Below are 25,214 nucleotides of genomic sequence, written 5' to 3'. Positions count from 1 at the left end.
TTTGGAGGAACGATATGAGTAAATTTGTTATACTTGACAGTCATGAATTGGCAGGCAGTAATTTTAACATCGAAAAAGAAATTTTAGAGCAAAATGGAGTTGAATGCATAATTGCAGAATGTAAGAGTGTAGAAGAAGTACTTAAAATTGCAAAGGATGCAGATGGTATTGGATTAGTTTATTTTGATATAAATAAAGAACTTATTGATAAGTTAGATAATTGTAAGGTTATAGTTCGCTACGGTGTTGGCTATGATTCTGTTGATGTTAAAGCAGCAACTGAAAAAGGAATTGTTGTATGTAATCTACCTGATTATTGTCAGCCTGATGTAGCAACACATACTATGGCTTTGTTACTTGATCTTTGTAGAAAAGTTACAATCTTTGATAGATATGTAAGAAAGGGAAATTGGAATTCTAATTATGGTTACCCGATTAATAGATTAAGCTCTATGACATTAGGTTTAGTTGGCTTTGGTAGAATATCAAGATTATTTGCAAAATATATGAGTGGTTTTGAAATGAATATAATTGCATATGATCCTAGTGCTCCAGACAGCTTATTTGAGGAATTAAATGTAAAGCGTGTATCATTAGATGAGCTATATGCTCAAGCAGATGCAATTTCGATACATACACCACTTACTCCTAATACAAAACATTTAATTAATAAAGAAAGTTTGTCAAAAATGAAGGATGGTGTATTAATAGTTAATACTGCACGTGGTGCAATTATTAAAATAAGTGATTTACTTGAAGCTTTGGAAAGTGGAAAGGTTAAAGCAGCTGGTTTAGATGTTGTAGAAACTGAACCAATTACTGATGCAAATAATGAAATATATAAATATGAAAACTTAATAGTTAATCCACATACTGCATATAATTCAGAAGAGGCATCTTATGAGCAACACGAAAAAGTAGCATTATCAGCAGTTAATGTTATTGTAAAGAAAGAAATACCTTATAATGCTGTAAATAAAAAAGAGTTAAATTAAATTCAAGCTAAATGTTTAAATAGTTTTCTTATTTTAAACTTAATAATAAAAACAAATCTCCACTATTACAGTTAGATGTTTGAGTGGAGATTTGTTAATAAAGGAGTTAAATTATCTTTTTTATACTACCAACTACATCATCTACTATGATTTCAGTAGATGATTTATTAAACATTTTCTTCATGTTTTTCCTCATAGCGTTTAATATGGTCTGGTTGCTAATTAATTCTAAAGTTCCATTTATAACTTCATTTGAATTTTTGGCTATAATTGCAGCTCCCTTTTTTTCAAAATATAAAGCATTCTCTTTTTCTTGTCCTGGGACAGGTTTAAAAATTATTAAAGGAATTTGAACTGCCAGGGCTTCGCTTAATGTTATTCCACCAGATTTTGTAATCATACATGTAGAAATTTTATACAACTCATGAATACTTTCAGTAAAACCAAAAACCTTTAGGTTCTTTATTTTTAATGATTCAAGTTGCAATTTTAAATCATGATTATTACCACATACTACAGCTACTTGTATTCTGTTGTATTGGCATAACTCCACACATATTTTTTTTATATCTTTTAAAACACCAAATGCTCCTGCATTGATTAAAACAATTTTTTTCGTTTTTTTAAAATTATATTTTTTGTATAGTTTATTAATATTATCCATCTCTTCAAATGCATCTCTTATTGGTATACCTGAAACTACGGTTTTTTCTATTGGAACATTTAATTTCTTAAGTTCTTCTTGAAGTTCGCTAGTTGCAATATAAAATTTATCTATTTCTTCACTAAGCCATAGTTTGTGTACATAAAAATCTGTAACAATGTTGAAAACAGGTATATTTTCTTTATTATCATTTTTTACTTTTAATGATGCTAATATTGGAAATGTGTTTATTATTATATCTGGTTTAACTTTTTTAGATATTTCATTAAGTTTGTTTAACCCGAAATTTCTATATAACTCAATAATTTTTTTATCTGTAAGTTTTTCTGACCCATAATATAACAAAGAATATGCTTCTCCAAATTCATAACTTTTTATATATGCTTTTTTTATTGTTTCCGTTATATGTGGATGAGATTCTGTAAATAAATCTACGACAAAAACATTTGAATATCCTTTGTTTATAAACGCATTTTTTAATGCTGTCGCAACCATTTTATGACCATTTCCAAAAGGTGCAGTTGTTATTAATATATTCAATTCATAGTCCCCCCTAAAGTTATATAATGCATAGAAATAAAAAAAGAGTTCTTATTGTTTATTACATCAAATATTATAATATATAATACTAATTTATTAAAGAGTATTTTATGTAAAATATTATATACGGGGGCAATAATGTTACATGAATTTATAGAAACATTTTTTCTAATTTTCGTAGCAGAGCTAGGAGATAAAACACAGGTAATGCTTATGACCTTAGCTGCTAGGTTTTCTATGGTTAAAGTTCTTATTGGTATTTTTATTGGTGTGACATTGAATCATGGATTAGCTATAATAATTGGAAGTTATATATCAAACATTGTTGCAAATGAATTACTACAAGTATTTGCAGGGTTTATATTCATAGTTTTCGGATTTTTTTCATTTGCAGATGAAGATTGTGAAACAGAAAAAAGCAAAAAATGTAAATTCAGTCCTGTATTAACAGTTGCTTTAACGTTTTTTTTAGGTGAATTAGGGGACAAAACTCAATTAACTGCTATGACATTGGCTATGGAAGGAAAATATCATTTAATGATATTATTTGGTTCCATTGCAGCTATGCTAGCAGAAGGAATATTAGGAATAATTGTTGGAACAACATTGACTAAACATATACCTTCATTTATAATAAAAATAATATCTGGAACAATATTTATAATATTTGGTGTAACTAAGATTATTACTACTCTTGAGATATTTAAAAGTAACTATATTTATCAAAGTATACTAATTATTATTATTATATTGATTTCATTTTTACAAATACTAAAAATAAAAAAAAGGTAACATAATGAATATAAAAAAAATTAAAGAAAGATTAAAGAACAACATTCCAAAACCAATAGATGAAGAAATAAGCTTTTCTATATTAGTACCAATAATAGAGATAAACAATGAATTAAATTTAATTTATGAAGTAAGATCAAAAAATATTAGGCAACCAGGTGAAATATCATTTCCTGGAGGAAAGATTGAAGCTAATGAATTGCCGAAGGAAGCAGCAATAAGAGAAACGTGGGAAGAAATAGGAGTATCAAAAGATAATATAGATATAATCACAGAACTTGACTATGCATCTAGTAAAAGTGGATCATTTGTATATTCATTTCTTGGACATATAAAAAATGAAGATTATTATAAAATGGATTTTAACAAAGATGAAGTTTCTGAGCTCTTTTTTGTACCGTTATCTTTTTTTATGGAAAATGAACCAGAGAAATACTATATAAACTATCGTCCAGAAGCAGATGATGATTTCCCTCATCATATGATAAATAATGGAGAGAATTACAACTGGGAAAATATAAAGTATCCAGTTTATTTTTATAAATATAATGATTATATAATTTGGGGACTTACTGCTAAAATAACATATAGCTTTATAAATAAAATCAAAAATACTGAGATTATGTCCTAATAGTCTCAGTATTTTTGATTTTATGACATGCCTATATTTTGCTAATTTATTATTACAACTGTAAAAAAATTCGGCGTTTCCATGTATTGAAATTTATACAGGTAAATCAAAATAATAGTAAAATCTTGTAAAATCAAGGGAAATTAATAATTCAAAATTGGCATGTAAATTGCTTTCAATTATTATATTAAAATAATTATGGAGTAAATTGATGAATAAGGCTATAATTTTTAACATACAAAAATTTTCTATTCATGATGGTCCTGGAATTAGAACAACTGTATTTTTTAAAGGTTGTCCATTGAAATGTAAATGGTGTCATAATCCTGAGAGCCAGAATTTTAAAAAAGAAATGCTTTACGATAAGGAAAAGTGTGTTTTATGTGGAAAGTGTAAGGAAATATGTCCAACACAAGCAATAAAAATAGAGAATGATATTTTAACAACTGTTATAGAGAAATGTACATTCTGTAATAAATGTGTAATATATTGTATTCCAGGGGCTAGAGAAATTGCTGGCAATGAGTATACTGTTCAGGATGTATTAAAAGAGGTTATGAAAGACAAGATTTTTTATGAACAGTCAAATGGAGGCGTAACACTTTCTGGTGGAGAACCATTAGCTCAAATAGATTTTACTGAAGAATTATTAAAAAAATTAAAAAATGAAAATATTCATACTGCAGTAGATACAAGCGGTGCGGTTAATTTTGATGTTTTAGAAAGAGCAGCTAAATATACTGATTTATTTTTATATGATATAAAGTTAATGAATGATGAAAAGCATAGGAAATATATTGGTATATCAAATAAGAATATTATAGATAATTTAAACAAATTATCAAAAATACATAATAATATAAATTTAAGACTGCCTATTATTGAAGGGATAAATGCTGATAAGGAACACATATTCAAAATTATAAAACTAATTAAGGGGTTAAATATTAAAAAGATTAATTTACTTCCATATCATGATATTGCAAAACATAAATACCAGAAACTTGGTATATTTTATGATGAGGATAAAATGTCAAAACCAACTAATGAAATAATGAATAGTTATAAGGAAATATTTGATAAATGTGGATATGAAGTTAAAATAGGAGGTTAATTAATGAGAGGTTATACAGATAGAACTAAAAAATTAAGAAATGAAAGTGTATCTACGCAGCCTAGAGTTAGTTTAGAAAGAGCAATAATAGAAACAGAATTTTATGAAAAATATTTTGGAACTGTGGAAACTCCTGTTCTAAGGGCATTGAATTTTAAAAATTTAATGGAAAAAAGAAAATTATATATAGGTGATTATGAATTAATAGTAGGTGAAAAAAGTGAAGGTCCTCAAATTGTTCCCACTTTTCCTGAACTTTGCTGCCATACAATTGAAGATATGGAAGTGATGAATGATAGAAAATATATTAGTTTTAAAGTTAATGAAGAGGATAAGAAAATACAGTTAGAAAAAATAATACCATATTGGGAAAAAAGGTCTACCAGGTACAAAATATTAGAAGCAATGACTTCAGAATGGAAAGATTGTTATAGTGCTGGTATGTTTACAGAGTTTATGGAGCAAAGGGCACCAGGTCATACAGTAGCAGATAGTAAATTTTATGAAAAGGGATTTTTAGACTTTAAAAAGGAAATAGAAGAAGAAATTGAAAAGTTGGATTTTTTAAATGATGATGATGCTTATGATAAAAAAGCTCAATTAGAAGGAATGGCTATTTCATGTGATGCTATAATTATATATGGACAAAGATATGCTAAATATGCAAGAGAATTAGCTTCTAAAGAAACAAATATTCAAAGGAAAAAGGAACTTTTATGGATAGCTTCAAATTGTGATGTTGTCCCAGCTCATAAACCTGAAACTTTCGCACAAGCTTTACAGATGTATTGGTTTGTTCATATAGGTGTAACAACTGAAACAAATACGTGGGATGCATTTTCACCCGGTAAATTAGATCAATATATTTATCCTTTTTATAAGAAGGAATATGAAAATAAAACAATTGATTATGATAAAGGAAGAGAATTACTTGAATGCTTATGGATTAAGTTTAATAATCAGCCTGCTCCTCCAAAAGTTGGTATAACATTAAAAGAAAGTGGAACATATACTGATTTTGCAAATATTAACACAGGTGGCATAAATCCATTAAATGGAGAAAATGGAGTAAATGATGTATCATATATGATTCTTGATACTATGGATGAGTTAAAATTATTACAACCAAGTTCTAATGTACAGATTAGTGAAAAAAATCCTCAAGAGTTTCTAAAAAGGGCTGTTGAAATTTCAAGAAAAGGTTGGGGACAGCCGGCATTTTACAATACAGAGGAATTAATTCAAGAACTTTTAAATGCAGGTAAAACTTTAGAAGATGCTCGATTTGGTGGATCAAGTGGGTGTGTTGAAACAGGTTGTCATGGAAGAGAAGCATATGTATTAACTGGATATTTAAACGTTCCTAAAATATTTGAATTAACTATGAATAATGGTTTCGATAAATATACAAATAAACAGATAGGTTTAAAAACTGGAAATGCTGAAGATTTTAAATCCTATAATGAATTGTATGATGCATTTATGAAACAATTAGATTATATAATTAACATCAAAATAAGGGGAAACCAGGTTATAGAAAAAATATTTGCTAAACATATGCCATCAACGTTTATGTCAGTATTAACAACGGGCTGCAAAGAAAGTGGAAAGGACTATAATGCTGGTGGCTCTAAGTATAATACAAGATATATTCAAGTAGTTGGAATTGGAACAATTACAGACTGCTTAGCGGCCATTAAGTACAATGTATTTGAGAAAAAAAGAATTAACATGAATGAACTTTTAAAAGCAATAAATGTTAACTTTAAAGGATGTGATATGATTAAAAACTTAGTTTTAAATCATACTCCTAAATATGGAAATGATGATGATTATGCAGATGACATTATGTTAGATATATTTAAAAATGTAAGAGATAAAATAAGAGGCAGAAAGTCTGTTTGTGGGGCTACATATCAAATTGATATGCTTCCTACAACATGTCATGTATATTTTGGATCTGTAATGACTGCATCAGCTAATGGAAGATTAGCTGGAAAACCAGTTACTGACGGTATATCTCCTGAAAAGGGAGCAGATGTTAATGGACCTACAGCAGTCATTAAATCCTGTGCTAAGATGGAGCATACATCTACGGGTGGAACATTATTGAATCAGAAGTTTACTCCATCATCAATAGAAGGAGAAGAAGGAATTGTTAATATGTCTTCCTTAATAAGAGCATATTTTAAAATGATGGGACATCATATTCAATTTAATGTTGTGGATCGTTCTGTACTTCTTGATGCTCAGAAGAATCCTGATGATTATAAAGATTTGATTGTTAGAGTTGCAGGTTATTCAGATCACTTTAATAATTTAGAGAAAGCGTTACAAGATGAAATAATAGATAGAACTGAACAAACCTTTAACTAATTTGAAATGTGAAGTTATAATCACGTATATATACTAGAAATAAAAATATAAAATTTTTTCAAAAAAACTGTTGCATTTTTGGAAGTCATATAATATAATAAAGAAAAATTAAACCCAACTAAATTAGTAGGAAATACGAGGAAGAAGGAAAGTAATATATATTGAATTTTTAGAGAGAGTGTCTTAAGGCTGAAAGGATACTTATTGGATATATATATGAAGTGCCCTTTGGAGTACAGCACCGAATAAAGTAGGCTGCTGCGGAACTTATCCGTTATAATAAGTATAGCATGATGGTGCTAGAAAAGGTGGGCTTTATGCCAATTTGAGTGGAACCGCGGATATACTCCGTCTCTTTATTGAGATGGAGTTTTTATTTTTTGATGTTGTTCTAAGCATTTGCTATGATGATATTTTCTTCTTTAGTGGTTAAAATAAAATAAAAGGATGGATAGATATGAAAAATTATAACACATTAAAATTAATAGGCAATACTCCTATGGTACAATTACCAAACGAGAATATTTTTATAAAAATGGAAAAATTCAATCCAGGAGGAAGCATTAAGGATAGAACTGCATTAGGTATGATACTTGATGCAGAAAAGAAAGGATATTTAAAAAATGACAGTATTATTGTAGAGCCAACTAGTGGAAATACAGGTATAGGTTTAGCACTAATAGGAAGGCTTAAAGGATATAAAGTAATGATTACAATGCCTGAAACGATGAGCATAGAAAGAAGAAATTTAATAGCTGCATATGGAGCTACTTTAATTTTGACAGAAGGTCAAAAAGGTATGAATGGAGCTATTGCAAGAGCTAATGAAATGTTAAAGGAAGACAAAAAATTCTTTATGCCTGATCAATTTAATAATCCGGCAAATCCTGAGATGCATTATATGACAACAGCAGAGGAGATAATTGAGCAAATTAATGATTTAGATATATTTACAGCTGCAGTGGGAACAGGTGGAACATTGTCAGGTGTTTCAAAAAAACTGAAAGAATATAATCGAAATATTATTGTTGCTGGTTCTGAGCCTGAGAAATCTCCTGTTTTATCGGGAGGAAAGCCATCTTCTCACAAAATACAAGGAATTGGTGCTGGTTTTATACCGGGAACATACAATGGTGACAATGTAGATGAAATATTAACGGTATCAGATGAAGAAGCCATTGATACAGCAGTTGAGGTTTCTGCTAAAACAGGAATATTGGTAGGTATTTCTACAGGAGCAAATGTTGCGGTAGCTAGGAAACTTGCTGAAAAATACGGTGAAAATAAAAAAATTGTTACAATATCCCCAGATGGTGGAGAAAAATATATGTCAGTTATAAGCTATATTTAATGAATAGTATTTCGAAGTGAAGATATCGTGTCTTATTGGGCAATATTAGGAATAATCCATAATACGTTTATAAAAGCAATCAAAATGTAAAGAAAGGGATGATAATTTGATAAAATTTATTAAATCAATAATAAGTGATATAGATTCTGTTTTTGATAGAGATCCAGCAGCAAGAAACAGGCTTGAAGTATTTCTTTTATATCCTCATATAAAGGCTATTATAGCTTATAGGATATCAAACAAGTTTTATAATAAAAATTTATTTTTCATGGCTAGATTGATTTCCAATATAGGAAGGTTTTGGACAGGAATTGAAATACATCCTGGAGCTACAATAGGCAAGGGATTATTTATAGATCATGGAATGGGTGTTGTTATTGGAGAAACAGCTATAGTTGGCGATAATGTTACAATGTTCCATGGTGCAACACTAGGAGGAACAGGCAATGAAAAAGGAAAGAGGCATCCTACAGTAGGAGATAATGTTACAATAGGGTCTTCAGCAAAGATACTTGGTAATATTTATATAGCTTCAGGAACGAGGGTTGGTGCAAATGCAGTTGTTCTGAAAGATACTAGTCCAAATTCAACAGTAGTAGGAATACCAGGAAAAGAAGTTAAAAAAGATAAAAGAATAATAAATTTAATGGAATATGTAATATAATAAGTTAAAATTGTATGAAAATTATTAGCCACTAAAAGTCAAAAATAATTCTTAGTGGCTAATTTATATATTTTGATTTAATATATACAGAACTTAGAATAATTAAATATAAAATAGATAAGATACTATAATAAATAATTAACTAAGGCTTAAAAATTTAAATCATTTTATAGGAGTGATTATATTGTCATGGATAGAAATTACATTAAGGACTTTAGTATCTTATCTAGTTTTAATAATTATGACTAGAGTAATGGGGAAAAAACAATTAAGTCATTTGACATTTTTTAACTATGTAACAGGTATAACCATTGGTTCTATGGCTGCATCACTAGTAACAGATAGTAATTTGCAAATTTTGCAAGGCACTTATAGTATAATATTGTGGTCTGTACTTACGGTATTATTAGAATATATAACTTTAAAATCCATTAAATTAAGAGAACTTACTGATGGTAGACCTACTATTTTAATAAAGCAAGGTAAGTTAATTGAAGATGCCTTAGTAAAAACTAGATATAATATAGATGAATTAAATATGATGTTACGCAAGTCTAATATTTTTAATATAGAAGAAGTTGATTATGCAATTCTCGAAAATAGTGGAGAGCTAAATATTTTAAAAAAGGTAGAATATCAAAATTATATAAAAAAAGACTCAAATAATTCTATAAAGGCAAACAAAAATATTACAACTCAAGTTATTAGCAAAGGTAAAATGAATACTAAAACATTAGATGAATTTAATTTAGATGTGAAATGGTTAGAGAATGAAATAAAAAAGAAAGGCTACAAAAATTTGAAAGATATAACCTATGCTGAAATTGATAGTAATGGTAGTTTATTTATAATGCCCGTTGATAAATCTAAAATAAAAAAGGAACAAAATTAATAAACCAGATAAAAAAGGAACAAAATTAATAAACCAGATAAAAAATAGTCCGCCACCTCTGTAGGTGGTGGATATTAGTTTGTTTTTTAGCTTATTGGTAGGGTTAAATACTTGTCATTTTTTATTATTTCTCCAGTATTAAATTTAACTGCATTATTAAATAAAGGTCCATCAAATGTAAATGTATGAAATTCTCCATTTTCGCCACATATATCTGCACCACATTTTTCTATTTCATCTGCAATCTGTCTTGTTAATATTTGACCTAAAAAGTATTCAGGCATACGTGTGGTATCAACAACCGTAATAATTGTTTTAAACCCTGAGTCGATGAATTCATATACTAATTTTTTGCGTGATTCATTCCATAATGGAAAATATGCTTCGATTTTAGCAATATTACATCTATCAGTACACCATTTTAAATGTTCTTCTAAATCTATATCACCAAAAACGCAAACTTCTACACCTTGTGTTTTGGCATTTTTAAGTTTTGTTTCAAAATTTTCTTTATATTTATCACTTGATGTAAGAATAAGTGAAATTGGTATACCAATTTCTTTTGAGATTCTATTTAGTAATGGTTGTGGTATGCCATGAAACCATGATCTTTTCATATCTGTATTATAAGTAGTTATTAATTCTATAGGCTCCAAGCCTTGTGATATAGCTCTATAAATAGCCAAGGTACTGTCTTTACCTCCACTGTATGAAGCAATGAATTTTTTCCTTTTATTTGTCAATGATAATCTCCTCCTATTATTTTATTTTACGTAATTGTGTATTATGTAAATAAGAATTAGTATCGAATTTTTTCCATTTATTTAATGAGTTCAACATAAACTCGACAACATCCATATCATAAACTTCATTTAAATTTTTAGATGATATTACATCTTCTGTTGGCCCATGTGCAGTTATTTTTCCATTTTTTAAAAGCAATATATTGTCTGCAAGTCGCATAGCAAGATTAATGTCGTGTAATATACCGATTACAGAGTGTTCTCCTGATTTTGACCATTCTTTAAGATAATCGATTAATTCAGCTTGGTATTTTAAATCTAAATGGTTAGTAGGTTCATCTAATAATATTATGTTAGGTTCCTGTGCTAAAGTTCTAGCTAAAAATACTCTTTGTAGTTGCCCTCCTGAGAGGGTTGTAATTTGTCTATCTCGAAATTTATACATTCCAACAGCTTTTATACAGTCATAAACATATTTCTTGTCCTTTTCAGAAGGTTCTTTAAAAATTTTTCCTTTCATGTGTAAATAGCGGCCTAAAAGTACAGTTTCAAATACTGTGTATGAAAAATAAATAGTTGATATTTGACTCATAACTGCAATTTTTTTTGCAATTTCATAACGCTTCATATTAGAAATATTTATCCCATCAATTTGAACATTTCCTTTAATAGGAATTAATCCAGCTATTGCCTTTATAAGTGTTGTTTTACCACAACCATTAGGGCCGAGAATACATAAGTTTTCTCCTTTATTTACAGTCATAGAAATGTTCTTTAAAACATCAATTCCTTTATAACCAGCATATACATTATTTAAAGTAAGCATATTAGACCTTCCTTCTTCTTGAAAAGTATACATAGGCAAAAAATGGTGCACCAATTATGGCAGTTATAGCACCAACTGGCAGTTCTGATGGAGATATAATTGTCCTAGCTACTAAATCACATAGTATCATAAAAGCACCTCCAAAAACAATGGACATTGGTATTACAAGTTTATGAGATGAGCCAAAGATTTTTCGAACTACATGGGGAGCAATCAAGTCAATAAAACCAATAATACCTACAAAAGAAATAGAACTTCCAGTAAGGGCAGCAGATAGGCTTAGTAATATCCATTTTACTTTTTGTATATCTACACCAATGGCTCGAGCCTGTTCTTCTCCAAATGTCATAATATCTAATTCTTTAGAATAATGCATTAAAATTATTATGCCTATTATAACAATAGGAAAAAGAATTAATACACTAGACCATTCCTTTAGTGAAAAACTACCCATTTGCCAAAATGTAAGCTGTTCAAGATGGTCTTTTGCAAGAGCAGTTATTAGTGTGAGTATACCATTAATAAACAAAGAAAAGACCATACCTACTAAAATTATAGTATTATTTTCCATGTTTTTATCCATGGAAGATGCAAAACTTACCGCAAGAAAAACAGTTAGTAAGCCACATAACAATCCAACTAAAGGTAGTGTAAACATTCCTAAAATAGGAATGCTAAATCCAGTAATTATTACTAAACCTGCTCCAACAGAGGCTCCTGATGATACTCCTAATGTATAGGAAGAAGCTAAAGGGTTTTTTAAAACAGACTGCATTACAGTTCCACTAACAGCTAGAGCTCCACCAACGATAAATGCTAATAATGTTCTTGGCAATCTTAAATTCCAAAGTATAGAAATTGTAACATCAGAAATATGAGAATATAGTGGTATAGAAAATAACTTGTTTAATATGATGTTAAGTATATCTTTAGGGGGTATATAAACACTTCCTATACCAATTCCAAAAATAATTACTATTGCACAGAGTAGTAATGAAATTATGATTTTTAATTTTGTATTCATGTCAATTAGTATATGTTAGGATAAATAGCTTCAGCTATCTGTTCCAATGCTTTTATGATGTTATGATTTGGATGGGAACTAGAATTTTTATCAATGAAATAAACATTATCATTTTTGACAGCATTTATATTTTCCCAACCAGGACGGGCTTTAATTTCATCTACTGCATTTTTTGTGTTATTTACATTAGTAAATATTATATCAGGATTTGATGCTACAATAACTTCATCTGAAACGGCAATCCAACCATCTTGATTGTTTAATACATTAGTTGCACCAACTAATTCAATCATTTCATTTAAAAACACACCTTTTCCAAAGCTATACAATTTTGGCTTGCCATTTATTTCAAAATATACTGTTTTTTTTATCAGTTATTTCTTTTGAAATTTCATTAATTTTAGCTTTCATTTCATCTACAAGCTCATTTCCTTTATCAGAAACTTGCATTGTTTTGGCAATAAATATTATGTCATCATAAATAGCTTCAATACTATCACTAGAAGGTATATAAACTATGGAAATTCCTAAATCCTTTATTGGTTTAAAAGGATCAGTTCCATCGCTTTTACTCATTCCTGTTGCGAAAATAATATCAGGGTTCAGTGCTGTAAGTTGCTCTGCATCAGGAGTCATAATATCAAAACTAGGGATATTGTCAGGTAAACCAGGAATATTAACAGAATAATTGTCAACAGCAATGATTTTATCACCAAAACCTAATTCAACTAAAACTTCTGTAATAGATGGAGCCATAGATATTATTGAGTTAATTTCTTCAGGTATAGTAATTTCATTTCCAGCAGGATCAATAGTTAATACTGTTTCCTTAGGTTTTTCAGATGAGCATCCTGTAATCATGGCTATTATAAGAATTATAATAGTTATTGAGATAATTTTTTTCATTTTTATTCCTCCATTATTTTAGGTCAAACATCTTCTTTAGTTGTAATACAAAGATTGCAATAAAAAAACGTCTCAATTTATTGAAACGCAAATAACCACAAATAACTTTGGATGTTAATATTCCATAGGTATAATAAAAGACTATCGCTTATATCTCTGTAAAGCATAGCATTTGCAGTATTTACGCAAATGATACTGGCAGGTTTTCCGACTTAGAGGTCATAGCAAGTTTTTAACCTTCCCGGATAATCCAGTGGTTGGCAAAGCCATAAAAACTGCTCTCTCATTACGGCAGCAGGACTGTTTAGGATTTTAACCTAATTCCCTATTATCCCATTAAAGTTATGGGCACCAATATCGAAAGATGTTTATTTGATTAGAGTATAGTACAGCTTTAAGTTATTGTCAATAGAAAAAAGCTATTGACAAAGTTATAAAATTTGATTATCATGAATTATAATATAATAGTTTGCTATGATAAAGAGGAGTAGATATAAAAACTTCTAGAGAGTGAAATCCATAGGCTGAAAGGTTTCATAAGTTAATTTATATTGAAGGTAGCTTTTGAGCATTTAATCTGAAATAGTAGTAAGATTAAACGGATTACCGTTAAATTAATTAAGAGCCAAATTGGAAATTAGGTGGTACCGCGGGTTTTCTCGTCCTTATTAGATGAGAACACTCGCTTTTATTTTGCTTATTTTAAAAAGAAAGGATTGAAAATTATGACAACAAATATACCAAGCAAGTATAATCCAAAAGAATTTGAAGATAAAATTTATAATATTTGGATAAAAGAAAACTGCTTTAAAGCAGAGGTTAATCCTGAAAAGAAACCATTTACTATTGTAATGCCTCCACCAAACATTACTGGGCAACTTCACATGGGGCATGCTTTAGATCAAACATTACAGGATGTATTAATTAGATGGAAGAGAATGGAAGGATTTGAAGCTTTGTGGTTACCAGGTTCAGATCATGCAAGTATTGCAACAGAAGTTAAAGTAGTAGAAAGACTAAAAAAAGAAGAAGGTAAAACAAAAGAAGACATAGGAAGAGAAGAATTTCTTAATAGAGCATGGAAGTGGAAAGAAGAATACGGTGGAAGAATCGTTGAACAAGTAAAAAAACTTGGAAACTCATGTGACTGGTCTAGGGAAAGATTTACAATGGATGACGGTTGTAATGAAGCAGTAAAAGAATTTTTTATTAAATTATATGATAAAAAATTAATATACAGAGGAAATAGAATAATAAATTGGTGTCCTGACTGTCATACAACATTATCTGATGCTGAGGTTGAACATGAAGACACCCCTGGTAAATACTATTATGTAAAATACCCATATGTTGATAATCCAGATGAGTATTTTGTAGTAGCAACTACAAGACCAGAAACTATATTTGGGGATGTTGCTATTGCAGCTCACCCTGATGACGAGAGATATAAAGATTTAATTGGAAGAAAGGTTATTGTTCCTTTAGTAGGCAGAGAAATACCGATAATAGCAGATGAATATCCGGATATATCAAAGGGTACAGGTGCATTAAAAATAACTCCTTCTCATGATCCTAACGACTTTGAAATAGGGCTTCGTCATAATTTAGAGCAGATTAGCTGTATGAATGAAGATGGAACTATGAATGATGTATCAGGTAAATATGACGGTATGGATCGTTTTGAATGTAGAAAAGCTTTTGTAAAAGAATTAGAGGAAAATGAATTTATTTTAAAAATTGAAGATACAGATCATAATGTAGGAACATGTTATAGATGTCACAATATAATTGAGCCTCGCATATCGGATCAATGGTTTGTAGATATGAAACCATTAGCTGAACCAGCTATAAAAGCAGGTTTAGAAAAAACTCTTGAATTTGTACCAGAGCGTTTTACTAAAATATATACACATTGGCTTGAAAATATAAGAGATTGGTGTATTTCTAGACAATTATGGTGGGGGCATAGAATACCAGCTTATTATTGTCAGGATTGTGGTGAAGTAATGGTACAAAAAGATGCTCCTGATAAATGTTCTAAATGTAATAGTTCAAATATTAAACAAGACGAAGATGTACTTGATACCTGGTTTAGCTCGGGACTTTGGCCTTTCTCAACATTAGGTTGGCCTAATGAAACAGAAGATTTAAAATATTTTTATCCAACAGATGTTTTAGTAACGGGTTACGATATAATTTTCTTTTGGGTTGTAAGAATGGTATTTTCTGCTTTAGAAATAACTGAAGAAGTACCATTTAAACATGTTTTTATTCATGGATTAGTGAGAGATGCAGAAGGAAGAAAAATGAGTAAATCTCTTGGAAATGGTGTTGATCCTCTAGAAGTTATAGAACAATACGGAGCAGATGCACTTAGATTTATGCTTATGACTGGTATTTCTCCTGGTAATGATACTCGATTTAAAATGGAGAAACTTGAATCTTGTCGAAACTTTGCTAATAAATTGTGGAATGCATCTAGATTTGTTTTAATGAATATTGAAGGTGATTTAATAGACGAAAAAACAGCTAAAGAAAATTATAAAATTGAAGATAAATGGATAATATCAAGAGCTAATAAAACAGCAAAGGAAATGACAGATAACTTAGATAAGTTTGAATTAGGTCTGGCTGCTCAAAGAGTTTACGACTTTATTTGGAATGAATACTGTGACTGGTATATTGAAATAGTAAAACCAAGATTATATGGTGAAGATGGTATTGATAAAGATACTGCAAGATTTGTACTAATTAAAGTTTTGAAGGATATGTTAAAGTTACTTCATCCATTTATGCCATTTATAACAGAAGAAATTTGGTCCTATTTACTAGATACAAATTCAAGATTAGTTAAGGCGAATTGGCCATTATATAATGATGAAGAAAACTTTGAAGAAGCAGAAATTAACATGGAGTTTATTATGGATGCCATTAGAAGCATTCGAAATACAAGGGCAGAAATGAATGTCGCTCCATCTAGAAAAGCAAGAGCTATATTTGTACCATCAAAGGCAGAATGTAGAAATTATATTGAAACAGGAGCTTCATACTTTGCAACACTTGCTAATATTGTAGAAGCGAAGATAGTTGATGATAAATCAAAAATTGGGGAAGATACAGCTTCATCAGTTATAGATGGTACGGAAATATACCTTCCACTATCAGATTTAATAGACTTTGAAAAAGAAATTGAAAGACTTGAAAAAGAAAAATCTAAATTAGAAGGTGAGCTTAAACGTGTTCGTGGTAAATTGAATAATGAAAAGTTCACGAGTAAAGCTCCTGAAAAGGTAGTTAATGAAGAAAAAGAAAAGCTGGAAAAATATGAATCTATGATGGAAAAAGTAGTTGAAAGACTAGAATCATTAAAAAATAAATAGCTGTTGTTATATATAAACAATGAACAAAGGGAAGAATCTCATTAATTTCATTTCAAGAGATTCTTTCTTATTTTTAAAATGAAATTAATGAGAGAAAATAGATTATATAATATATTTTATTATAGCATCTTTAAAATAAGTATTAATTTCACTATTAAAAAAATCTTTAATTTCTGTAATCTTTTCTTTGTTGTATAAATACTTTCCGTAACCAAATTGCCCATATTTAAACGTTCGTTCATCATCATTCATTGGTAAAGTTGTTTTAGGAAATGCTTCTAAGATAACATTTTTAGCTCGTGAAGTATATCTATGAGAAATAACTTCAAAAGTAATTGGATAAGCTGTTTTTTCTGGTAAATTATTTTTTAATGATAATAATAAATTTTTGTATTCTTCTTTCCATTCATTATACAAAAAAACAGGCGCTATTATAAAACCTGTTGGGTATTCAGAATTAATTACTTTTTTGCATGCATCAATTCTCTTTTCCATTGACGGAGTTTTATTTTCGAAATTTTTTATAATCTTATTAGTGTTCAACGTAAACCTAATTTCTGTTCTTCCTTTGTGGTTTAAATCAAGTAATGTATCAATATCTGTATATTTTGTAACAAAACGAAATCTTCCGTTCTCATTGTTGCTGAAAAAAATAATTGTTTGTTTTAGTGAATTTGAATAAGGCTCAACAGGAACTGGGTCAGATGTAGCAGAACCTTCAAATATTGTTTCTTCTGGCAGTCTTTCATCGATATATTTTTGTGCATTAAAAAGTATATCATCTATATTTACATTAATTCTCATATATGGTTTATCGCCCATATTAGTATTTAAGTAACAGTATTCGCATTGTCCTGTACAACCAGATAATAGAGGTAGTTGATAATGAGCAGAAGGTTTACATGATTGAAATTTCATGCCTCTTTTTTTACCAACTACTAATGTATTTTTACCTTCTCTATAAAATGTAAAAACATCATCCCCTGGTATATTTTCTTTAATTTTATTGTTACTTAAATTTATTATTTCTACTCTTTTATCATCCTTAAAATAACCATATATATTCTTTCCTATTTCATAATCTAAGGTATTTTTTTCAAATAATATTCTTCTTGGTATAAACATAAATCTTCCTTTGAAATTATAGTATTGATAAATATTATTGTTTCTAATATAGTTTCATATATACATGGAATATAAACAAGTTTAGTTTAAAAAATATTCATTAGTTACTATTTTGTGATATAATATAATGAAGCAAAAAAAATATTTCATTAATGATTAATTAAAGGAAAAGTACTTTATATATAGTAATAAGGAGTAATATGAAATATAATATAAAAGAAAATTTAAATTTAAAACATTTAAAATATTTTTCTATACTTGTATTAATTTGCATAGTTTCTACAGCCCTGTCTATTTTGATGAATAATATGGGTATAGGTAAAGAAAATACATTAATGGTTTTTTTGGTAGGTGTTTTAACAGTAACTTCAGTTACTAGAGGGTATATTTATGGAGCAGTAGCTGCTGTATTAAGTGTATTATTATTTAATTACTTTTTTACTGCGCCTATTCATACTTTGATAATAAACAACACCCAAGATTTTATCCTAATCGTATTTTTCTTAATTGCCTCACTAATATCAAGTACAATGACCTCTAAGTTTCAACATCAAATTGAAATTGCTAAGCGTAATGAGAGAACAGCTCGTTTATTGTATGATATAACGAAGGGATTTTTGAATGTTACTGATAAAGACAACATTATTAACAAGGGAATAACATATATTCATGATTATGTAGGATATGATTGTTATGTAAAACTTGATTCAGAAAGTAAAACATTTAGTACTGAAGGTTTGCAGGAATATGAAAATATTAAGGATCAAACTTCTTATACTATTCCCATTAAGGGGTTAGCCAATCAAATAGGAGTGGTAGAAGTTATAAATGTAAAAATGCCAATACCTTCAGAAAATGATATGATATTGAAGACAATAGTATATCAGATGGCACTTGTATTAGACAGAGAGTTTATTTATAATGAACGTGAGAAAATATTAGTTGCTATTGAAAGTGAACGTTTAAAAAGCACATTATTAAGAAGCGTTTCTCATGATTTAAGAACGCCACTTACTGGTATGATAGGAGCAAGTGACCTTATATTAGATAGTTATGACAATTTGGATTCTGACTCAATAAAAAAATTAGTTTCTGATATAAGGGAAGAATCTACATGGTTAATAAAGACCGTACAAAACATTCTTGATATGACACGAATAAGTGAGGATAAATTTTTAGTAAACAAAGATTATGAAGATGTTGACGATCTTATTAATGAAGCTGTTACTCATGTTTCTCAACTTTCTTTGTCAGGAAGACTTCATGTATCAGGACCAAATGAGATTATTATTGTTTATGTTGATGGAAGACTTGTTGTGCAGGCTCTTGTAAATCTGTTAGATAATGCATATAAACACGCAGGAGATGATGCTAAGGTTTATTTAAAGGCATATTATGATAATAGTAATGTTATTTTTGAAGTATCAGATAATGGAAAAGGTATTGATATGAAAATCTACGATACACTTTTTGAAGGATTTGTTACTAAACATAAAAATATTGCAGATGGAAGTCGTGGAGTGGGACTTGGCCTCGCTATATGTAAAGCAATAGTTAATGCTCATAATGGAACAATAATAGTAGATAAAAATAAAGATGGTGGGGCGACTTTTAAAATTGCTTTACCTTTAGAGGAGGCATAATTGTGGTAAAGGATATTAAAATACTCATCATTGAGGATGATATTAAGATTGCTAATTTTATGACTATGGCTTTAAAGGCAAAAGATTATAAATGTATAGTGTCAAGAAATGGGAAAGAAGGAATTCTATGTTTTTGTACTGAAAACCCAGATGTTATTTTATTGGACTTAGGGCTACCTGATAAAGATGGGGTAGAAATAATAGAAGAGGTGCGTAATGTGTCTGAGATTCCTATAATAGTAGTTTCTGCTCGTGAACATGAAAGAGATAAAATTACAGCTCTTGATGCAGGTGCTAATGACTATGTTACTAAGCCTTTTGCTATGGGAGAATTATTAGCGCGTATACGAGTGATGGAAAGATTGATAGAAAGGGAAAATTCCAATATTCAAGAAAGTATATATAAATTAGATTATTTAACTGTAGACTTTGATAAACATAGAATTTTAATTGATGATAAGGAAATTCATTTAACACCTATTGAATATAAACTTTTATTGCTTTTAATATCAAATCGAGGAAAGGTTGTTACTCATAGCCAGATATCAAAGGAAGTTTGGGGATATGGGGAAACTGGTGATTCAAAGAGTATACGTGTATTTATGGCAAGCTTGAGGAGAAAAATAGAAAAAGATACATCTAGTCCTCGCTTTATTTTAACGGAAATTGGAGTAGGTTATAGATTTGCAGATGAATAAACAGATGACTCTGTATAGAGTCATCTGTTTATTCATCTGTTTATATATTATTTGCTAATTTTATTATATCTGATGATTTACCCATAACTATAACATAATCTTCTCTTTGAAATATATAGTCGGCTTTGGGCATTGTTAATACATTTTTTCCGTTTTTAATTACTAAAATATTAATGTGATATCTTTTCCTTACATTAATTTCTTCAATAGTAAATCCTATCCAGCTTTTCATAACATTCATTTCAAAGATTGAATAATCAGGTGTTATTTCTATAAAGTCAAATAAACTGCTAGCACTACATCTTACTGCTAGTTTTTCAGCCATATCTTTATCTGGATATATTACTTCATCGGCTCCATTTTTTAGTAGGAATTTTTCTTGCAAATCACGGCTTGATTTTGAAATAACATACTTTGCACCTAAATCTTTTAATAGTGAAGTTATTTCTAAAGACGATTGAAAATTATCTCCTATCGTAACAAAACATATGTCAAAGTTACTTACACCAAGGGATTTGAGAACTTCTTCTTTTGTACAATCACCTATATTTGCATCTGTTACTATAGAAGAAAGCTCTTCAACAATTTCCTCATTTTTATCTATAATCATTACATCATTTTTTAAATCTACCATTTTTAAAGCTAAATGTTGACCAAAGGCTCCCATACCTATAATTAAAACTGATTTCATATTAATCTCCATTCTTAAAAATTAACCTATAATAATTTTTTCAATAGGTCTACTTATTGGTATAACTTCTTTTTTTTCTGCTAACACAAGAGCTAAAGACAAGCTACCTACTTTGCCGCCATACATTAACACTATAATAATAAGTTTTGATATACTGTTTAAATATGGTGTGATTCCCATAGATAATCCAACTGTACCTGCTGCAGAATATACTTCAAACAATACTTCTTTCATAGTGAAATCCTGAATTCCGCATATAATACATATTGAAAGAAGTGTTGAAAACATATAAATAAACGTAATAGAACTTGCTCTTTTGAGTGCATTATTTTCTAATCTTCGCTTGAAAATTGAAAGATCTTGTTTATGTTTTGCGGATGAGATTGCACCTATAATTAGAACAACAAATGTTGTTGTTTTAATACCTCCAGCTGTAGAACCAGGACTACCTCCAATAAACATAAGTATTATTGTTAAAAGACTACTGCTTTCGGAGAGTCTTGTCATATTAATTGTATTAAATCCAGCAGTTCTAGGTGTAATCGATTGAAAAAATGATGCTAATATTTTTTCTGATATTGTCATATTTACCATGGTTCTATTGACTTCAAAAATATAGAAAAGTATAGCGCTAACAAAAATCAAAATAGCAGTCGTTGTTAATACTATTTTTGTATGCAACAGGTATTTTTTAAAGTTAAGACGATTTTTACCTATATCATCCCAAACAACAAAACCAATACTTCCTATTATTATTAGAGTCATTACTGTGATATTTACAACTATATCTTTTGAATATCTAGTTAATGATGTGAATTCTCCATATTTACCCATAATATCAAAACCAGCATTGCAAAAAGCTGATACAGAATGAAATATTGCATTGAATAAACCTGATTTTAACCCCATCTCTGGATAAAATCTTATAAAAAGTAAAATTGCACCAATACTTTCGAAAATAAAAGTTCCAATTAATATTTTTTTTATAAGAAGTACAATTCCACCTATTTTTAGGGTGTTAGCAGACTCCATTAATAGTCGTCTTTCTCTCAGACCGATTCTACGCCTTAAGAACATTGAAAATAGAGTAACAACAGTCATAAAACCAAGACCACCAATTTGTATAAGGAAAAGAATAATGACCTGTCCAAAAGATGACCAATGGCTATATGTGTCATATATGACTAAACCTGTTACACTTGTTGCAGAAGCAGCGGTAAAAAATGCATTTATAAGAGGAGTTGAATCTCCACTTCGTGATGATATTGGCAGACTTAACAATACGCCTCCCAAAAGCATAATTGCAAGTGTACCGAAAGCAATTATTTGCGTATATGTCAGCTTTATGTTTCTAATAATGAACATCAGAATCACCTCCTGATTTTTGCATAGATGAAAAGAAAGTAGAAACTAGCTGATATGATGATACATTTCCATATAAATAAGAAAAATTATTATCTTCATATATTTTTTTATTATATGAATTATTGCATATCGCTATTATATTTTTAACATTCATCATATTTGCACTAATAGAGCATAACATAAGATTTTCTAAATCTAATTTGCTAACTGCAAGTACATATTCATATTTTTCAGACTTATTTAAGTCTTTTGTATCAGGTACTATTATTGATGAAATGTCATATTCTTCTTCAAGTATTTTTTTTATTTCACTTGAAAATACAATATCACCTAATATTAGGGCTTTCACTTTTTTGTTTTCTGTTAAATTCATTTCTTTAACTTTAGTATCAGTTGCTGCAATACTGTAAATATTGTCAATAAAAACGAAGCCTAAAAAAAATATTCCCATCATTAAAATAGCTATAAAGTAATCCATGTTATGTCACCTCTTATCCACAACGTTTAATAAGTTTAGCATAAAAAGTATAAAAATGATGTTAAGATTTTTTATATGATGTTAAAATAATATAAGTATGAATATGGTGGATGATATTTTTTATATTATATTTTATGAGTGAAAATGATTAAAACATGTGAATATATATATGAGAAGCTTCTTAATAATTGGAGGTCGTAATGAATGATGGAAAGTTAGTAAAGCTCTTAAAACAAAAACCTTCCAAGGGTTTAACTTGTGCTATTGAAATATATGGTCCTTTAGTGAAAACAATTGTTACAAGGGTATTAGGATATGAAAATCAACAGGATATAGAGGAATGCATATCTGATGTTTTTGTTGAGTTATGGAAATCAATAGATAAATTTGACTCTAATAAGGGCATACTTAAAAATTATATTATTTCTATAGCACGGTTTAGAAGTATTAATATGTATAATCGTAAGATAATTAAAGTAGAATTATTACCTTTTGAGGATAATGATTTACAGCTTGATTTAGATTTAGACAAAGAGATTTCAAAAAATATTAACAAAGAGATTATAAAAGAAGCAATATATAGTTTGCCTCATCCTGACAAAGAAATATTTATAAGAAGATATTATTTATTTGAATCTGTTAAAGAAATAGCTACATATTTAAATTTAAAAAATAAAGCGGTTGAAAATAAACTTTATAGGTGTAAAGAAAAATTGAAAACTGAACTATTAAATAAGGGTATTATTTTATAATGAAAGGATGATAATAAATGAGAAAAATTCATGAATTACTTGATGATCTCGATATTCAAAATATTAATATTAGAGTAAATGAAGAAAATATGACAAAAGAAGAAAAAAGCAGGATAATAGAACAAACTTTAAATAAGGCTAGATTAACGAACAATAAAGCTAAAAATAAAAGATTTATATTACCTTTGGCTGCAACTTTAACACTAATGCTTTCTTTTGCAGTGGTATTTGCTCAAGGTGGTCTTTCAAATATTTATAACAGTATATTTGGAGAGAATATAAAATATATTAATGACATGGGAACTGTAATTGATGAGAGTTACAGTGAAAATGGTATTAAATTTAATGTTGCTAGTATGGTTGGCGATGAAAATTCATTTTATATAGTATTTGAACTAATAAAGGAAAATGGTGATAGTTTTAAGGAGTCCGATTATATTTATTTTGAAGATTTTCATTTAAATTTTAGTGGTTCGGGAGGATATACATGGTATGAAATTGAAGACGACAATGAAAATGATAATAAGGCAACATTTATTCTTTCAGGAAATACAGAGAAAAAAACAGTAGGAGATAAATTAACTCTTCAGATGAAAGATTTTGTTGAATATAATATAAAGGAATATAACAATTTTGATGTATATGAGTTTTTATCAAATAACAATGAGTTTATAAATCAAGACCTTGAAGACAATATACAAAAATTGCCTATAGATATTAATGAAAATGCTTCACAAGAAGAAATAGATAAAATTAATGAAATATATAATCAAACACCTGATAAAATTTTGCCTATAAAATCTTCTATTTTTTCAATTGAAGAGGGTAACGATGAAATTTATATTGATAATATAGGTTTTGCAGAAGATAAATTATGTATTAGGCTTGCAATGACAGATTCAGAAAATTATAGCTTTGGAGATTTATTATTTGTAAATAAGAACAATAAGGAAGAAAAATTCTGTGAATACAGTTTTACAGAAGAAAAGGAAGAAGTAGAATATTTATATTATATTTTCGATATAAAAGATATGGAAGAACTAAAAAATTATGAGTTGAAGTATAATATGATTAATAAAATAAATACAATAAAAGGCGAATGGACGGTTACATTTAAAGCTGACTATAAAAATACAACAGATACTATATATGTAAACAAAAAAGTTAAAATACAAGATAAAAGATATACCGTTAAGAATATAAAGTTATCGCCTATATCATTAAATGTTAAATTAATAAATAATTTGTTAGATTATAAGGAAGATGCTAACCATGATTTTTTTGATGAAGTGTCAGTTGTGATGAAGGATGGCTCATTAGTTGAAGTTTCAAGCAGAGGATCTAGTACAAATTCCTTAACATCAACTATAAATTTATTATTCAACCAACCCATTGATATAAAACAAATTGACATTGTCAAAATAGGAGATTTAGAAATACAAATAGATAATAAATAAATATTTTATGAGTATAAGATTGTTAATGATAATTAAATTAGCAACATAAAAAATTAAGGTAGAAAGAATTGATATTAGAATTCTTTCTGCCTTAATTTTTTATGTTC

21 protein-coding genes, 1 pseudogene, 1 riboswitch and 2 other annotated features are annotated in these 25,214 nt (G+C 28.6%); of the genes and pseudogenes, 13 read left to right on the top strand and 9 right to left on the bottom strand.

The genetic code is table 11. The annotated features are described in order from the left end of the window. Positions 1-14 precede the first annotated feature (14 nt). Complete coding sequence (locus tag U8307_RS05305; RefSeq protein ID WP_326910850.1) at positions 15-995, top strand: C-terminal binding protein; 981 nt, start codon at positions 15-17, stop codon at positions 993-995. A gap of 106 nt (positions 996-1,101) precedes the next feature. Here the strand turns inward: U8307_RS05305 and U8307_RS05300 are convergent, their stop codons facing one another. Then, positions 1,102-2,199, bottom strand: coding sequence for an MGDG synthase family glycosyltransferase (locus U8307_RS05300; protein WP_326910849.1), 1,098 nt, complete (start codon positions 2,197-2,199; stop codon positions 1,102-1,104). Positions 2,200-2,337: 138 nt separating this feature from the next. Here U8307_RS05300 and U8307_RS05295 point away from each other — a divergent pair, with 138 nt between their 5' ends. The 7 genes from U8307_RS05295 (at position 2,338) to U8307_RS05265 (ending at position 10,019) form a co-directional block, all read left to right on the top strand. Next, a complete protein-coding gene (locus tag U8307_RS05295; protein WP_326910848.1) occupies positions 2,338-2,991 on the top strand; it encodes a TMEM165/GDT1 family protein in 654 nt (217 codons plus the stop codon). Positions 2,992-2,995: 4 nt separating this feature from the next. After that, positions 2,996-3,622: an NUDIX hydrolase gene (locus U8307_RS05290; protein ID WP_326910845.1), complete on the top strand. Its 627-nt coding sequence runs from the start codon at positions 2,996-2,998 to the stop codon at positions 3,620-3,622. A gap of 211 nt (positions 3,623-3,833) precedes the next feature. Continuing rightward, a complete protein-coding gene (locus U8307_RS05285) occupies positions 3,834-4,736 on the top strand; it encodes a trans-4-hydroxy-L-proline dehydratase activase (RefSeq protein ID WP_326910843.1) in 903 nt (300 codons plus the stop codon). Positions 4,737-4,739: 3 nt separating this feature from the next. Continuing rightward, the gene (gene hypD / locus U8307_RS05280; protein WP_326910841.1) at positions 4,740-7,112 is read left to right on the top strand and encodes a trans-4-hydroxy-L-proline dehydratase; all 2,373 of its coding nucleotides are present in this window, start codon (positions 4,740-4,742) and stop codon (positions 7,110-7,112) included. Between the two features lie 129 nt (positions 7,113-7,241). Further along, positions 7,242-7,471: a binding site (T-box leader), on the top strand. A 98-nt stretch (positions 7,472-7,569) separates the two neighbouring features. Further along, positions 7,570-8,463, top strand: coding sequence for a cysteine synthase A (cysK, locus tag U8307_RS05275; RefSeq protein WP_326910838.1), 894 nt, complete (start codon positions 7,570-7,572; stop codon positions 8,461-8,463). Between the two features lie 106 nt (positions 8,464-8,569). Next, a complete protein-coding gene (gene epsC, locus U8307_RS05270; protein ID WP_326910836.1) occupies positions 8,570-9,127 on the top strand; it encodes a serine O-acetyltransferase EpsC in 558 nt (185 codons plus the stop codon). A 184-nt stretch (positions 9,128-9,311) separates the two neighbouring features. Further along, the gene (locus U8307_RS05265) at positions 9,312-10,019 is read left to right on the top strand and encodes a DUF421 domain-containing protein (protein WP_326910834.1); all 708 of its coding nucleotides are present in this window, start codon (positions 9,312-9,314) and stop codon (positions 10,017-10,019) included. An 86-nt stretch (positions 10,020-10,105) separates the two neighbouring features. Here U8307_RS05265 and U8307_RS05260 read toward each other — a convergent pair whose 3' ends face one another. The 4 genes and pseudogenes from U8307_RS05260 to U8307_RS05245 form a co-directional block, all read right to left on the bottom strand. Beyond that, positions 10,106-10,762, bottom strand: a complete 657-nt coding sequence (locus tag U8307_RS05260; RefSeq protein WP_326910832.1) for a diphthine--ammonia ligase — start codon at positions 10,760-10,762, stop codon at positions 10,106-10,108. 16 nt (positions 10,763-10,778) lie between these two features. Then, a complete protein-coding gene (locus U8307_RS05255) occupies positions 10,779-11,588 on the bottom strand; it encodes an ABC transporter ATP-binding protein (protein ID WP_326910830.1) in 810 nt (269 codons plus the stop codon). Between the two features lies 1 nt (position 11,589). After that, positions 11,590-12,612, bottom strand: coding sequence for a FecCD family ABC transporter permease (locus tag U8307_RS05250; protein ID WP_326910828.1), 1,023 nt, complete (start codon positions 12,610-12,612; stop codon positions 11,590-11,592). A 5-nt stretch (positions 12,613-12,617) separates the two neighbouring features. Then, positions 12,618-13,368, bottom strand: a pseudogene (locus tag U8307_RS05245) (ABC transporter substrate-binding protein). Positions 13,369-13,698: 330 nt separating this feature from the next. Then, positions 13,699-13,889, bottom strand: a riboswitch (cobalamin riboswitch). 94 nt (positions 13,890-13,983) lie between these two features. Further along, positions 13,984-14,188 (top strand) — a binding site (T-box leader). Positions 14,189-14,243: 55 nt separating this feature from the next. Between U8307_RS05245 and U8307_RS05240 the strand changes: the two are divergent. After that, the gene (locus U8307_RS05240; protein ID WP_326910826.1) at positions 14,244-16,898 is read left to right on the top strand and encodes a valine--tRNA ligase; all 2,655 of its coding nucleotides are present in this window, start codon (positions 14,244-14,246) and stop codon (positions 16,896-16,898) included. A 102-nt stretch (positions 16,899-17,000) separates the two neighbouring features. Here the strand turns inward: U8307_RS05240 and splB are convergent, their stop codons facing one another. Continuing rightward, positions 17,001-18,023: a spore photoproduct lyase gene (gene splB / locus U8307_RS05235; RefSeq protein WP_326910823.1), complete on the bottom strand. Its 1,023-nt coding sequence runs from the start codon at positions 18,021-18,023 to the stop codon at positions 17,001-17,003. Between the two features lie 200 nt (positions 18,024-18,223). Here splB and U8307_RS05230 point away from each other — a divergent pair, with 200 nt between their 5' ends. Beyond that, a complete protein-coding gene (locus U8307_RS05230; protein ID WP_326910821.1) occupies positions 18,224-19,666 on the top strand; it encodes a sensor histidine kinase in 1,443 nt (480 codons plus the stop codon). A gap of 2 nt (positions 19,667-19,668) precedes the next feature. Further along, entirely contained in the window at positions 19,669-20,364 is a 696-nt protein-coding gene (locus U8307_RS05225) for a response regulator transcription factor (protein WP_326910819.1), read from the top strand. 40 nt (positions 20,365-20,404) lie between these two features. Here the strand turns inward: U8307_RS05225 and U8307_RS05220 are convergent, their stop codons facing one another. The 3 genes from U8307_RS05220 to U8307_RS05210 are packed head-to-tail and all read right to left on the bottom strand — an operon-like array spanning position 20,405 to position 22,898. Next, positions 20,405-21,055 carry a potassium channel family protein gene (locus U8307_RS05220; protein ID WP_326910817.1) on the bottom strand — a complete coding sequence of 217 codons (651 nt, stop codon included), beginning with the start codon at positions 21,053-21,055 and terminating at the stop codon, positions 20,405-20,407. Between the two features lie 21 nt (positions 21,056-21,076). Continuing rightward, a complete protein-coding gene (locus U8307_RS05215; protein ID WP_326910815.1) occupies positions 21,077-22,420 on the bottom strand; it encodes a TrkH family potassium uptake protein in 1,344 nt (447 codons plus the stop codon). Continuing rightward, positions 22,407-22,898, bottom strand: coding sequence for a hypothetical protein (locus U8307_RS05210; RefSeq protein ID WP_326910813.1), 492 nt, complete (start codon positions 22,896-22,898; stop codon positions 22,407-22,409). The genes U8307_RS05215 and U8307_RS05210 overlap by 14 nt, the downstream gene beginning before the upstream one ends. A gap of 200 nt (positions 22,899-23,098) precedes the next feature. Here U8307_RS05210 and U8307_RS05205 point away from each other — a divergent pair, with 200 nt between their 5' ends. Both U8307_RS05205 and U8307_RS05200 read left to right on the top strand, forming a co-directional pair. Then, on the top strand, positions 23,099-23,650 hold the full coding sequence (locus U8307_RS05205) for a sigma-70 family RNA polymerase sigma factor (RefSeq protein ID WP_326910812.1): 552 nt from the start codon (positions 23,099-23,101) through the stop codon (positions 23,648-23,650). A 17-nt stretch (positions 23,651-23,667) separates the two neighbouring features. Continuing rightward, entirely contained in the window at positions 23,668-25,107 is a 1,440-nt protein-coding gene (locus U8307_RS05200; RefSeq protein WP_326910810.1) for a DUF4179 domain-containing protein, read from the top strand. Positions 25,108-25,214: the final 107 nt, after the last annotated feature.

This window comes from Sedimentibacter sp. MB31-C6, assembly GCF_035934735.1.
Classification (GTDB): domain Bacteria; phylum Bacillota; class Clostridia; order Tissierellales; family Sedimentibacteraceae; genus Sedimentibacter.
Note: the sequence above shows the minus strand (reverse complement) of the source record. Positions and strands in the feature narration are given on the sequence as shown.